We start from the raw sequence: 14,491 nt of genomic DNA, 5'->3' as shown, positions 1-14,491 counted from the left end.
ATAATAGCAGTAAGATGATTTCAATTAGAATCGTCTTACTGCTAATTTTTATATTTAAAACTTAGTTGAGTATGACTTCACGTGCGTAGAGCGCCGTCGTGTCACTTTTTTAATTGGTAGGGTCTGGGAAAGTAAGAAGTTGAATCGCTTTAGGTAAAACTTCAATCTCGATAGGCGTTTCTAAGCTGATTTCACCATCAATATCGACTTTCATATTAGGCTCAGTAGAGAGCGTGAAATGTCGACCTGGAATATGCCCAATACCTTCAGTGATCTCATTCCAATTCATACTATCTCTTTTCTTGAAAATATCATTTAAAATACTAAAGCTTTGCTCATCAAATATGAACGCATTTGCTTCACCATCTTGAGGAGATAAATCGGTTAAAGGTATACGTCCGCCTCCAATATTAGGACCGTTAGCTATGAGAAGCATAGAAGTATGTCCTTTTTCTTCTCGACCATCGACATTGAGCGTAAAGTCAAATTTACTAGGGTTCATCAATGTCTTAACTGTAGACCCTATATAACTTAACTTTCCAAAAACATCTTTAGAACCTTCTTGGACATTTTCAGCATTTTGAACAATTAATCCTAAGCCCACAAAGTTTAGCACATATGTATCATTTACTTTCAATACATCATAAGAGCCAACCTGTGCTGAGAGCAATTGTGAACTTGCATTTTTAAAATTAGAATCTAAATTCAATGTCTTAGTGAAATCATTAAATGTCCCTCCAGGAATAATGCCGATAGGGAGGCTTAAATCATGTCGCATGACACCATTGACTAATTCATTGACTGTGCCATCTCCACCTAAGATAAATAAAATGTCGATATCTGTACCATATTCATGGTTTTTAATGGATTCACAATATTTAATAATGTCTCCTTCGTTTTCACTTAATTGTATTGATAAGTGTTTACACATTGAACTTAGAGATTTCGTTACTTCGCCAAGTCCTTCATATATATCTTTCAAACCACTATGTTCGTGGTAAAACAGGACGCCATGGTTATATTTATTTTCCATTATGCATGCCTACTTTCGTAAAATTCTCTTAATATATTAATTACCCTTTTTAGTGAAATAATAGCAAATGATTAGAAGTTATACCCATTATAAAATAAAAAAACTGCAAGTCGAAAATAATCGACTCGCAGTCATTATAAATTGATTAACGAATACCTTTCATCGCTTTAATGATTTTAGGACTAAAAGCAAGAATGATGAAGGTAATCACAGCTGTAGTAATACCTAAGAATATGAAATAATTTGTTTGACCTAGTGGATCAATTAATTTTACTAACGTACCATTAAATGCTTGAGCAGATGCATTTGTTAATAGCCATAAACTCATCATTTGTGCATTGAATGCTTTCGGTGCTAATTTAACTGCCGCACTGTTACCAGTAGGAGATAAGCACAATTCACCAACGACACAAATAATATATGAAAGGATAACCCAGTTGACTGAGAAATGTGAGCTGCCATAAATGTTACCGATAATACCCATCATGATATAAGATGCACCTGCCATTAAAGCACCTATAACAAATTTGATAGGTAGACTAGGTTGGCGTTTTCCTAATTTTTGCCATACTGCTGACACTACCGGTGCAAATAATAGGATAAATAATGGGTTAATAGATTGGAATATGGCTTCGCCGAAATTCGTTTTCCAACCAAATAGATTTAATTTCATGTCGGAATGTTCAATTCCGTATATATTAAGAACGTTAGAACCTTGTTCTTGAATTGCCCAGAAAAGCATTCCTAAAATAAATAAAGGGATAAATGCTTTAACACGAGAACGTTCTGTATCTGTGACTTCTTTACTACGGATCATTGTAGTGAAATAAACAATTGGTAGTGCGATACCTAATATAAGGACTGTATTACTTACTAAATCGAATGATAATGTATGTGTAATATAGGAAACAATCACTACAATAGCAATGATTGCTACGATAGCTCCGACGATTAAACTATATTTTTTCTTTTCGTCAGGTGAAAGTGGGTTTGTTGGCTTCATACCAACTTTACCAAGATTTTTACGATTAAATAAAACGTACCATACTAAACCAAGCGCCATACCGATCGCTGCGATTAAGAATCCACCGTGGAAATTTTTAACATTAATGAAGTGTTGTAAAATAATTGGTGAAATCAGTGCACCGAAGTTGACTGACATATAGAAAATAACGAATCCAGCATCCATACGTACATCATTTTCAGGATATAAACGACCCACAATATTTGAAATATTTGGTTTCATCAAACCTGAACCAATAATAATAAAGAACATTGATGCGAATAATCCAAACATTGCGAACGGTAAACTTAGACAAATATGCCCAAGGATAATTAATACTGCACCTATTAAAGTTGCACCACGTGTTCCTGTAATTCTATCTGCTATCCATCCTCCAGGAATAGAAGACATGTATATTAATGCACCGTATACGGACATAATTGACATTGCCGTAGTTTTGTCGATACCAAGTCCGTGATCTTGAATCGCAAAATACATATAAAAAATAAGCATTGCTCTCATACCGTAGTAGCTGAATCGCTCCCAAAACTCTACGAAAAAGAGTACGCCTAAACCTCGAGGATGCCCGAAGAATCCGTGCTGAGGTATTTCTTGAACTGCTTGTTCATGGGGATTATTTGTTGACATAATATCATCCCATCCTTTCTTCCCCTAATAACCATATTAAATTGTTTAAAAATGATTGTACTATTGTAGATAATAATTTTCAATAATTTTCAAAAAATAAAAATAATATGAATATTCAGTCTATTTATGGATTTCATTACATTTATATGATAATTTGTGTCTTTATTTATATTGTTATAAACATTCGTATAAATGAATCGATATAAATAAAATACGCTTTAACGTGTCAAAGTGCAATAGTTTTTTTATCAAATAAGAAAATAATTTTTATAACAAAAACCTCCATTGAATAAACACTTTCAATGGAGGGCGATATATTTAACGATTATCTATTTTTTCTGGATACATATCATGGTTCATTAAGCGATGTTCTGCCATTTTTTCATATTTTGAATTCGGGCGACCATAGTTTGTATAAGGATCAATTGAAATGCCACCTCTAGGAGTAAATTTACCCCAAACCTCAATATAGTGTGGATCCATTAATTCAATTAAATCATTCATAATAATATTCATACAATCCTCATGGAAATCGCCGTGATTTCTAAAGCTGAATAAATATAGCTTTAATGATTTAGACTCAACCATTTTGATATTAGGAATATATGAAATATAAATTGTTGCAAAATCTGGTTGGCCTGTAATAGGGCATAACGATGTAAACTCTGGGCAATTAAATTTAACGAAATAGTCACGCCCCTGATGCTTATTATCGAATGTTTCTAAAACATCTGGTCTGTAATCAAAATCATACGTATTGTTTTGATTTCCTAGTAATGTAATATCTTGTAATTCATCTTTTTGTCGTCCTTGTTCCATTATATTGGCTCCTTTAACTTTCTTTTATACTAGATTCTCTTCGTGCCTTTTCAAACATATAGTAACTTGCACCGATAATCACAACATAACCTACAGTCGCAAACATATCAGGTGTTTCTCCGAATAAGATAAAGCCGAATAATGCTGTGAAAATGATTGAAGCATACGTAAAGATTGAAATATCTTTTGCAGGAGCAAAACTATATGCTAGTGTGATACCAATTTGTCCAACGGCTGCTGACAATCCTGCACCTAGTAGATATAAGATTTGCACTGTTGTCATAGGTTCAAATGTAAAAATTGAGAAAGGTATCAATACGACCACTGAGAATAAAGAGAAATAAAATACAATTGTATATGGTTTCTCACGAGTGCTTAGTGCACGAACGCATGTATAAGCTGATGCGGCAAAGATACCTGAGAATAATCCTGCTATTGAAGGGATAACAGAAGAAGAAAATTCTGGTTTTACAATTAATAACATACCTAATATGGCTATAATCATAGCTGATATTTGATATTTGCGTACCTTTTCATGTAGGAAAATTAGACTTAAAAGAATCGTCCAAAATGGATTTAATTTCATAAGTGTATCGGCATCACTTAGAACCATATGGTCAATAGCATATATATTTAGCAATACACCTATTAGACCTAAAGTTGAGCGAGATATGAGTAGAGGTTGACTGCTCAACTTACCAAACATTGGTTGTTTATATTTAAAAATAAAAAATAATGGTATAAACATAGCTACAAAATTTCTAGCGAGCGATTTCTGAAATACAGGTAAATCTCCTGCAAGTCTAAAAAAGACTGACATAAAGCTAAATCCCACTGCAGAAATTAAAATAGCAATAATACCTTTTACTTTTGGATTCAATATTATCGCCTCAATACTATAAGATTAACGTAACTATATTAGCATAAATAAAATGGCTATGCATAAGTCCTTGCAAAATAAAAAATAGAGTTATATAATCTAAACACGAACACACGTTCTATTGTAGAGGCGTTATATCTTATAAGAATTTAATTGTGATTAATGAAAACATAAAGGTATAAAATACTTGTTGTTGTAGGTTGTATGAAACATCTGTGCGAGATTTTGACCTCAAGTGCATCGTAGAGGGGCATGATTATTTTTGATTAAAAAGCAAGTAAATACCCTTGAAAAAATTTTTTATTTCAGAATAATGAGCTCTAATAACGTAGTGGTGCACTTTCTGAAAGATTAACTATTTTTCGTCATTAAACTTTAACTTTCATAAATTTGAGCACTTATGTATAATGAAACACAGAATATAGTATTAAATTTCAAAATCAAACACTACATATTGTGTTTACGAATTAAAAGTTAATATGTGAAATACAATCATTTTAATGCAAATTCACACTAAAGAATATGATAAATTATTGCTATTTTAGTAATCAGTTACAAAAAAGATAATTTGTCATATAGTGATGATTTAAGTTTTGACTACTATATATAGGGGTTATTTACTTATAGAGATACTAAAAGCATTAAAAAGGGAGTAGAACTGAAATAAATTAGTAAAATTAATTTCGTTGTTCCACATCCAACTTGCATTGTTTGCAAAATTTCTTTATTAAGAAATTTTCTATGTTGGGACCCTGACGGCATGGATGACTAGGATTGAGAGCAACTTGATATAAGCAACTTTCATTTCAGACATCGACTGCTCATATATTAAATGAGGCTAAGTTAAACAATGATGTCCCAGTCGCATTTATAGATATGCTTTTCGATACAGTAAATTTAAGTATCAAAACTTTTAAATACAAAATTATATCGATGTACACCTCTACTTTAGTGGTGATTTTATTTTTTGAGCTAGTGAGTACTCGATATAACCATGACAGCTAAAGATTGAGGAAAGAAGGTGATCCAATGAAAGTAGTATATTTCTCATTTTCAGGCAATGTCAGACGCTTTATTCAAAGAGCAGGAATTGATGACACGATGGAAATTACTCAAGATAATTGTACAGAATCAGTAAGTGAACCTTATATCTTAGTTACTGGCACTATTGGATTTGGAGAAGTGCCACAACCCGTTCAATCTTTTTTAGAGGTAAATCACGCTCAATTACAAGCGGTAGCTGCAAGTGGAAATCGCAATTGGGGACAAAATTTTGCGAAAGCAGGCCGCACAATCTCAGAGGAATATAATGTTCCGTTATTGATGAAATTTGAAGTACAAGGCACGAATAACGATGTAATTGAATTTAAGGATAAGGTGGGTAATTTCAATGAAAACCATGGACGAGAAGAAATACAATCATATTGAATTAAATAATGAAGTAACTAAGCGAAAAGATAATGGTTTTTTCGACTTAGAGAAAGATCAAGAAGCTTTAAAAGTTTATCTTGAAGAAATCCATGATAAGACTATATATTTCGATGACGAAATCGAACGTTTACATTATCTTGTAGATAATAATTTCTATTTTAATGTGTTTGAAAAATATACTGAAGAAAGTTTAAGAGAAATTACTGAGTTTGCTAAATCAATCCATTTCCAATTTGCTAGTTATATGTCTGCAAGTAAGTTTTATAAAGACTATGCTCTAAAAACAAATGATAAAAGTCAATTTTTAGAAGATTATAACCAACACGTAGCAATTGTTGCCCTCTATTTGGCAAACGGTGACACTAAACAAGCTAAACAATTTATTTCTTCTATGGTTGAACAACGTTATCAACCAGCAACACCAACTTTCTTAAACGCAGGACGTGCGCGTCGTGGAGAACTTGTTTCATGTTTCTTATTAGAAGTAGATGACAGTTTAAACTCTATTAACTTTATTGATTCAACAGCTAAGCAATTGAGTAAAATTGGTGGCGGTGTTGCGATCAACTTATCTAAACTACGTGCACGTGGCGAAGCTATTAAAGGGATCAAAGGCGTTGCTAAAGGTGTATTACCAGTGGCAAAAGCACTTGAAGGTGGATTTAGTTATGCGGATCAATTAGGTCAACGTCCGGGTGCTGGCGCTGTATATTTAAATATTTTCCATTATGATGTGGAAGAGTTTTTAGATACTAAAAAGGTAAATGCTGACGAAGATTTACGTTTATCTACAATTTCTACTGGTCTTATCGTTCCATCTAAATTCTTTGATTTGGCTAAAGAAGGCAAAGATTTCTATATGTTTGCGCCACATACGGTTAAACAAGAATATGGTGTAACTTTAGATGATATCGATTTAGAGAAATATTATGATGATATGGTTGCTAATCCAAATATCGAGAAGAAGAAAAAAGATGCTCGTGAAATGTTAAATACAATTGCCCAAACGCAATTGCAATCTGGATATCCATATCTTATGTTTAAAGATAATGCTAATAAAGTACATGCGAACTCTAATATTGGCCAAATCAAAATGAGTAATTTATGTACTGAAATTTTCCAACTACAAGAAACATCTGTTATTAATGATTACGGTACTGAAGACGAAATTAAGCGTGATATTTCTTGTAATCTTGGTTCTTTAAACATTGTTAACGTGATGGAATCAGGTAAATTCAGAGATTCAGTCCATACTGGAATGGATGCTTTAACTGTAGTGAGTGATGAAGCTAATATTCAGAATGCACCAGGTGTTAAAAAAGCAAACAGCGAATTACATTCTGTTGGTTTAGGTGTAATGAATCTTCATGGCTATCTTGCTAAAAATAAAATCGGCTATGAATCTGAGGAAGCAAAAGATTTTGCTAACATTTTCTTCATGATGATGAACTACTATTCAATTGAACGTTCAATGGAAATTGCTAAAGAACGTGGAGAAAGATATCAAGATTTTGAGTCTTCAGATTATGCTAATGGTAAATATTTTGAATTTTATACTTCACAGGAATTTGAACCTCAATTTGAAAAAGTTCGTCAATTATTCGAAGGTCTAGATATTCCAACATCAGATGATTGGAAAGCATTACAAAAAGAAGTTGAACAATATGGACTATATCATGCGTATAGATTAGCGATTGCGCCTACTCAAAGTATTTCATATGTTCAAAATGCAACAAGTTCTGTAATGCCAATTGTAGATCAGATTGAACGTCGTACTTATGGCAATGCTGAAACGTTTTATCCTATGCCTTTCTTGTCACCTGAAACAATGTGGTATTACAAATCAGCATTTAATACTGACCAAATGAAATTAATTGATTTAGTTTCAACAATTCAAACTCACGTAGACCAAGGTATTTCAACTATTTTATATGTTAATTCAGAAATATCTACACGTGAACTTTCAAGATTATATGTTTATGCACATTACAAAGGATTAAAATCACTTTATTACACAAGAAATAAACTATTAAGTGTAGAAGAGTGTACAAGTTGTGCAATTTAATTAGATAACTCAAACAAATCAACCACTAGAGAATATTTCAATCACTTAGAAATGATGACATTCATCTATTTCTATGATTGAAATGCTCTATATTATACATAAACAGACAGGAGGATTTTCATGAAGGCAGTCAACTGGAATACCCAAGAAGATATGACGAATATGTTTTGGCGTCAAAATATCTCACAAATGTGGGTAGAAACAGAGTTTAAAGTTTCAAAAGATATTGCAAGTTGGAAGACACTATCAGATTCTGAAAGAGAAACATTTAAAAAAGCATTAGCAGGGTTAACTGGTCTGGATACACATCAAGCAGATGATGGTATGCCTTTGATTATGTTACACACGACTGATTTAAGAAAAAAAGCCGTGTACTCATTTATGGCTATGATGGAACAAATTCATGCTAAGAGTTACTCTCATATTTTTACAACATTACTTCCATCTAGTGAAACAAACTATTTACTAGATACATGGGTTATTGAAGAACCTCATTTAAAATATAAATCAGATAAAATTATCGATAATTATCATAAACTCTGGGGAAAAGAAGCTTCAATCTTTGACCAATATATAGCGAGAGTTTCAAGTGTATTCTTAGAAACATTCTTATTCTATTCTGGTTTCTATTATCCTCTTTATCTTGCTGGACAAGGTAAAATGACAACTTCTGGTGAAATTATTCGTAAAATTTTATTAGATGAATCAATTCATGGCGTATTCACTGGCTTAGATGCGCAAAGTTTACGTAATGAACTTTCAGAAAGTGAAAAGCAAAAAGCTGATCAAGAAATGTATAAATTATTAAATGAACTTTATGATAATGAAGTTTCATATACGCATTTACTATATGATGATATTGGTTTAACTGAAGATGTTCTAAACTATGTACGTTATAACGGTAATAAAGCATTATCTAACTTAGGATTTGAACCATATTTTGAAGAACGTGAATTTAATCCTATTATTGAAAATGCATTGGATACATCTACTAAGAACCATGACTTCTTCTCAGTTAAAGGTGATGGCTATACGTTAGCGTTAAACGTAGAGGCTTTACAAGATGAAGACTTTATCTTCGATAAATAAGATGACATATATTAAGGAGATTCCTATTAAAATGAGTAGGAATCTCCTTTTTTGCGTGTAAAAAGTTATAAATGATAAATAATGTTATGTATTACGAACTATTGTATAGAAATATTTATAAAGAAAATTTCAAAAAATGTGAAAAGCTATTGAAAAACGATAACATAATCTATAATATTAATGGTAATGATAATCATTATCATTTAAGTCGGTTATTTACTTCGCATCATACATATTTATTAAGGAGAATGACTAATGAAATTTATATTTAAAGGTTATACCTTATTTATTTTATTAGTGATTTTAACTATTGTCTCTTTATTTATAGGAGTGAGTCAGCTCTCTCTCTTAGATATTTTCCATTTAGATGATGAACAAATGAACATTTTGTTTTCAAGCCGTATTCCTAGAACGGTGAGTATCCTCCTTTCAGGAAGTTCACTTGCATTAGCAGGATTAATTATGCAACAGATGATGCAAAATAAATTTGTAAGCCCTACCACTGCAGGTACTATGGAATGGGCGAAATTAGGTATTTTAATTTCACTACTGTTCTTTCCAAAAGGACATATTTTAATCAAATTATTATTCGCTGTTGCTTTAAGTATTATTGGGACTTTTATATTTGTTAGATTAATTAATCTTATACGTGTAAAAGAGGTCATTTTTGTTCCACTCTTAGGGATTATGATTGGTGGTATTATATCCAGCTTTACCACATTTATAGCGTTAAGAACAAATGCGTTACAAAGCATTGGCAATTGGTTAACTGGAAATTTTGCCATTATAACGAGTGGTCGTTATGAGGTATTGTATCTCACTATACCTTTACTTATTCTAGCGTTTGTTTTTGCAAATCATTTTACAATTGCAGGTATGGGAAAAGACTTTAGTCATAATTTAGGTGTAAGTTATGAAAAAATCATTAATATCGCATTATTTATTACTGCAACGCTAACAGCTTTAGTCGTTGTTACAGTAGGAACGCTACCATTTTTAGGATTAATTGTACCGAATATTATCTCTATTTACAGAGGTGATCATTTGAAAAATGCATTACCGCACACACTCATGCTCGGTGCGATTTTTGTATTAACTGCTGATATTATTGGCAGAATCATTGTTTATCCTTATGAGATTAATATTGGGTTAACGATAGGTGTATTTGGCACAATTATTTTCCTGATCTTGTTAATGAAAGGTAGGAAAAATTATGCAAATGAGCTCTAACAAAAAAATAAGTATACTAGTCGTTATAGCAATTTGTATGGCCATTTTTTATTTATTTGTAGGTTTAGACTTTAATATATTTGAATATCAATTCCAAAGTCGTTTTAAAAAATTCATTCTCATCCTATTGGTAGGTGCAGCAATAGGAACCTCAGTAGTTATTTTTCAATCTATTACTACAAACAGATTATTAACTCCTTCCATTATGGGACTTGATTCAGTTTATTTATTTGTCAAAGTATTACCCATTTTTATATTAGGTGAGCAAGCTGCCGTAGTCACAAACATCTATCTTAATTTTTTAATTACCTTGATTGCTATGGTGTTATTTTCATTACTACTATTTCAAGTCATATTTAAACTAGGTCACTTTTCAGTCTATTTTATCCTATTAGTCGGCGTGATATTAGGAACATTCTTCCGTAGTATTACAAGTTTCCTCCAACTTATAATGAATCCAGAATCTTTCTTAGCGGTTCAAAGTGTCATGTTTGCTAGCTTTGAAGCATCAAATTCTAATTTAGTAAGTGTCTCAGGCATATTGTTAGTTATCTTAATTGTTGTAACAATTATACTTCGACCTTATTTAGATGTACTTCTATTAGGGCGAGCGCAAGCAATTAATTTAGGTGTATCTTATGAAAACATGACGCGGTTATTACTTATTTTGGTTGCCTTACTTGTCTCTATATCCACTGCACTAATAGGTCCTGTAACGTTTCTTGGTTTATTAACAGTCAACTTAGCACATGAATTCATGAAGACCTATGAACATAAATATATTTTACCTACGACCATACTTTTTAGTTGGATCAGTTTATTTATGGCGCAATGGGTAGTTGAAAACCTATTTGAAGCAACCACTGAATTCAGTTTAATAGTGGATTTAGTAGGTGGTAGTTACTTCATTTATTTACTTGTTAAAAGGAGAAGTGCAAATTGATTCAAATTCAAAATTTAGACAAAACGATTGAGAATAAACCTATTTTAAAGGATATTAGTGTTGATATTGAACAAGGGAAACTGACTTCTTTAATAGGACCTAATGGTGCTGGCAAAAGTACATTATTATCTGCGATGAGTCGCTTATTTAACTGTGACAATGGCACAATTTCGATTGAAGACAAAGTAATATCAGATTATAAAACTGATGATTTAGCTAAAAAATTAAGTATTTTAAAACAATCCAATCATACTGAAATGAATATTACTGTTGAGCAATTAGTTAACTTTGGTCGTTTTCCATATTCGAAAGGACGAATGAAGAAAGAAGACTATGACAAAGTAGACTATGCATTAGATTTATTACAACTAAAAGAAATTAGAAATCGTAATATCAAAACACTATCAGGAGGTCAGCGTCAGCGTGCATATATTGCTATGACAATTGCTCAAGATACTGACTATATATTACTGGATGAACCTCTAAATAATTTAGATATGAAACATTCAGTACAAATAATGCAAACGTTACGAGAATTGTGTCGTAAATTAAATAAAACAATCATTATCGTATTACACGATATTAATTTTGCTTCTTGTTATTCAGACAATATTATTGCACTTAAAAAGGGTGAAATTGTTAAAGCTGATGTTAAAGATAATGTTATTCAGTCTGACATATTGAAGAAATTATATGAAATGGATGTCCGTATAGAAGAAATAAGAGGACAACGTATTTGTCTTTATTATGATGAAACTACTTTTGACTCAGTTTAATCTTAGAAATTTAGACTCATAGTTAAAGGGGTGATGCATGCACAGAGATAAAAAGAAAAGTTTAAATGTAACGCTGCACTTAGGTCAAATTTTATTAAGGAGTCGTACAAATGAAAAAAACTGTCTTATTTTTATTATTATCTTTAGTTTTAGTTTTATCGGCTTGTAGTAATGGTTCGAATAATAATGATTCAGATTCTAAGAATAAAAATAGTGATTCAAAAGAAACTGTAACCATCAAGAATAACTTTGAAGCAAGCGGTAAGGAACGTGACGGAAGTGAGGCTAAAAAAATATCTAATACTGTCAAAGTTCCAAAGAATCCAAAAAATGCCGTAGTATTAGATTATGGTGCACTTGATGTGTTAAACGAATTAGGTGTGGCAGATAAAGTAAAAGGCTTACCTAAAGGAGAAAATAATCAATCATTACCTAAATTTTTAGATAAATTTAAAGATGATAAGTATATCAATACAGGGAATTTAAAAGAAGTGAACTTTGATAAGGTTGCGTCAGCGAAACCAGAAGTTATCTTCATTTCAGGAAGAACAGCTAATCAGAAAAATTTAGACGAATTTAAAAAAGCTGCACCAGATGCCAAAGTAGTATATGTCGGTACAAGTGATGATAACTTAGTTAAGGATATGAAGAAATATACAGAGAATTTAGGTAAAATCTATGATAAAGAAGATAAAGCCAAAAATATTAATAAAGATCTAGATAAAAAAATCTCTGGAATGAAAGATAAAACTAAAGGCTTTAATAAGAAAGTAATGTACTTATTGGTAAATGAAGGTGAATTATCAACATATGGTCCAGGGGGACGTTTTGGTGGTTTAGTATTTGATACATTAGGATTTAAACCTGCTGATAAAAAGGTAAGAAAAAGCCCACATGGTCAAAACATTAATAATGAATATATTAACAAACAAAATCCAGATGTGATTTTAGCAATGGATCGTGGTTCAGTTGTAGGTGGTAAATCAACGACTAATCAAGTTCTAAAAAATAAAGTTATTAAAAATGTACCAGCAATTAAAAGTAATAATGTTTATGAATTAGATCCTAAACTATGGTACTTCTCTTCTGGTTCTTCAACGACTACTATCAAACAAATTGATGAATTAAACAAAGTAATCGATAAAGCAGAAAAGTAATTTTATAAAAAAGCTCCTAAACTGATTTTTTAATGAAATCCAGTTTAGGAGCTTTAATATTATAATCAACGTCTTATCACGTTTTTCTATATTTCGAAATATAAATGGTAATGAAACTTACATCTGCTATTAAAATGTGCTTTGCAGTTGGGGCACATTTCAACCATCATATAATCATGTATACTCATTTCATGGTTACAAACGCCACACATAATCACTTTTTTATCAAACTCTTTTTCTGTCCATCTTTTTATAGCATGAGATTCATGCTCCTCATGACATTTGTAACACGGATAATATTTATTACAACATTTAAACTTAATAGCAATAACATCTAAAAAAGAATGATAGTGAGTACATCTGGTCTCTTTGTCTATAACTGATCCATATATTTTAGGCATAGATAGATGTACCTCCTTACAGAATTAGCTCTCAGGGTGCTCTCCAATAATACGTACTTCAGTTTTAAGTTCAACATCAAATTTTTCTTTTACTGTCTTTTGTACGTAATGAATTAAGTCTTCATAATCCGTAGCTGTACCATTATCTACATTGACCATAAATCCAGCATGTTTCTTAGAGACTTCTACGCCACCAATACGGTGACCTTGTAACTCAGAATCTTGAATAAGTTTTCCAGCAAAATGACCTGGAGGACGTTGGAATACACTTCCGCACGAAGGATATTCTAACGGTTGTTTTGATTCACGACGTTCAGTTAAATCATCCATTTTAGCTTGTATTTCATCTAATTTACCTGGTTCTAATGTGAAAGCTGCCTCAAGTACTACGAGGTGTTTCTTCTGAACAATACTATTTCGATAATCAAGTTCTAATTCTTCGGTAGTGAGTTTAATTAAGTCGCCTTCTTCGTTCACACAAAGTGCGTAATCAATACAATCTTTAACCTCTCCACCGTAGGCACCAGCATTCATAAATACTGCGCCACCAATTGAACCTGGAATTCCACATGCAAATTCTAGACCAGTTAATACATAATCACGTGCCACTCTTGAAACATCAATAATTGCAGCGCCACTACCAGCTATAATTGCATCGTCTGAAACATCAATATGATCTAAAGAAAGTAAACTTAGAACGATGCCCCGAATACCACCTTCGCGTATAATAATATTTGAACCGTTTCCTAAGTATGTAACAGGAATATTATTGTTATAAGCGTATTTAACAATCGATTGTACTTCTTCGTTTTTAGTAGGTGATAAATAGAAATCCGCTTCTCCACCTGTTTCAGTATAGGTATAACGTTTAAGTGGTTCGTCCACTTTAATAATGTCTTCGGGAATAATTGACTTTAAATCACGTAAGATGTCATTTTTATTCAACGTCTTGAACATCCTTTCTCAACTTCTTAATATAAGTACTATTATATCAACTTTAAAAGTTATTTGCGAAA

Annotated in this window: 13 protein-coding genes; 7 read left to right on the top strand and 6 right to left on the bottom strand. The window is 31.8% G+C overall.

The features are described from left to right. Window positions 1–109: 109 nt before the first annotated feature. The 4 genes from HMPREF2580_RS09590 to HMPREF2580_RS09575 form a co-directional block, all read right to left on the bottom strand. Complete coding sequence (locus tag HMPREF2580_RS09590) at window positions 110–1,033, bottom strand: diacylglycerol/lipid kinase family protein (RefSeq protein ID WP_070832366.1); 924 nt, start codon at window positions 1,031–1,033, stop codon at window positions 110–112. A 145-nt stretch (window positions 1,034–1,178) separates the two neighbouring features. Then, window positions 1,179–2,684 (bottom strand): peptide MFS transporter, encoded by a 1,506-nt coding sequence (locus tag HMPREF2580_RS09585; RefSeq protein WP_070832363.1) that lies wholly within the window; start codon window positions 2,682–2,684, stop codon window positions 1,179–1,181. 318 nt (window positions 2,685–3,002) lie between these two features. Continuing rightward, window positions 3,003–3,503, bottom strand: a complete 501-nt coding sequence (queF, locus tag HMPREF2580_RS09580; RefSeq protein ID WP_002441476.1) for a preQ(1) synthase — start codon at window positions 3,501–3,503, stop codon at window positions 3,003–3,005. Window positions 3,504–3,516: 13 nt separating this feature from the next. Beyond that, window positions 3,517–4,383 carry a DMT family transporter gene (locus tag HMPREF2580_RS09575; protein ID WP_070832360.1) on the bottom strand — a complete coding sequence of 289 codons (867 nt, stop codon included), beginning with the start codon at window positions 4,381–4,383 and terminating at the stop codon, window positions 3,517–3,519. 1,029 nt (window positions 4,384–5,412) lie between these two features. Between HMPREF2580_RS09575 and nrdI the strand changes: the two genes are divergently transcribed. From nrdI to HMPREF2580_RS09540, 7 genes are all read left to right on the top strand, one after another. Beyond that, the gene (nrdI, locus tag HMPREF2580_RS09570; protein ID WP_037541178.1) at window positions 5,413–5,811 is read left to right on the top strand and encodes a class Ib ribonucleoside-diphosphate reductase assembly flavoprotein NrdI; all 399 of its coding nucleotides are present in this window, start codon (window positions 5,413–5,415) and stop codon (window positions 5,809–5,811) included. Beyond that, window positions 5,774–7,879: a class 1b ribonucleoside-diphosphate reductase subunit alpha gene (nrdE, locus tag HMPREF2580_RS09565; protein ID WP_037541181.1), complete on the top strand. Its 2,106-nt coding sequence runs from the start codon at window positions 5,774–5,776 to the stop codon at window positions 7,877–7,879. The genes nrdI and nrdE overlap by 38 nt, the downstream gene beginning before the upstream one ends. 120 nt (window positions 7,880–7,999) lie before the next feature. Then, complete coding sequence (gene nrdF / locus HMPREF2580_RS09560) at window positions 8,000–8,968, top strand: class 1b ribonucleoside-diphosphate reductase subunit beta (protein WP_002441483.1); 969 nt, start codon at window positions 8,000–8,002, stop codon at window positions 8,966–8,968. Window positions 8,969–9,223: 255 nt separating this feature from the next. Continuing rightward, window positions 9,224–10,198: an ABC transporter permease gene (locus HMPREF2580_RS09555; RefSeq protein WP_070832357.1), complete on the top strand. Its 975-nt coding sequence runs from the start codon at window positions 9,224–9,226 to the stop codon at window positions 10,196–10,198. Then, the gene (locus tag HMPREF2580_RS09550) at window positions 10,182–11,141 is read left to right on the top strand and encodes an iron chelate uptake ABC transporter family permease subunit (protein WP_070832354.1); all 960 of its coding nucleotides are present in this window, start codon (window positions 10,182–10,184) and stop codon (window positions 11,139–11,141) included. Before HMPREF2580_RS09555 ends, HMPREF2580_RS09550 begins: the two co-directional genes overlap by 17 nt. Then, window positions 11,138–11,917 carry an iron ABC transporter ATP-binding protein gene (locus HMPREF2580_RS09545; RefSeq protein WP_070832351.1) on the top strand — a complete coding sequence of 260 codons (780 nt, stop codon included), beginning with the start codon at window positions 11,138–11,140 and terminating at the stop codon, window positions 11,915–11,917. The genes HMPREF2580_RS09550 and HMPREF2580_RS09545 overlap by 4 nt, the downstream gene beginning before the upstream one ends. A gap of 110 nt (window positions 11,918–12,027) precedes the next feature. Continuing rightward, window positions 12,028–13,074, top strand: a complete 1,047-nt coding sequence (locus HMPREF2580_RS09540; protein WP_070832348.1) for a ferrated catecholamine ABC transporter substrate-binding lipoprotein SstD — start codon at window positions 12,028–12,030, stop codon at window positions 13,072–13,074. A gap of 86 nt (window positions 13,075–13,160) precedes the next feature. Here HMPREF2580_RS09540 and HMPREF2580_RS09535 read toward each other — a convergent pair whose 3' ends face one another. Both HMPREF2580_RS09535 and murB read right to left on the bottom strand, forming a co-directional pair. After that, window positions 13,161–13,475: a CHY zinc finger protein gene (locus HMPREF2580_RS09535; protein ID WP_002441494.1), complete on the bottom strand. Its 315-nt coding sequence runs from the start codon at window positions 13,473–13,475 to the stop codon at window positions 13,161–13,163. 24 nt (window positions 13,476–13,499) lie between these two features. Next, entirely contained in the window at window positions 13,500–14,432 is a 933-nt protein-coding gene (gene murB / locus HMPREF2580_RS09530; protein WP_070832344.1) for a UDP-N-acetylmuramate dehydrogenase, read from the bottom strand. Window positions 14,433–14,491: the final 59 nt, after the last annotated feature.

Origin of the sequence: Staphylococcus sp. HMSC036D05, from assembly GCF_001836225.1 — a bacterium.
Taxonomy (GTDB): Bacteria; Bacillota; Bacilli; order Staphylococcales; family Staphylococcaceae; genus Staphylococcus; species Staphylococcus caprae.
This window is presented reverse-complemented; position numbering and strand designations above follow the sequence as displayed.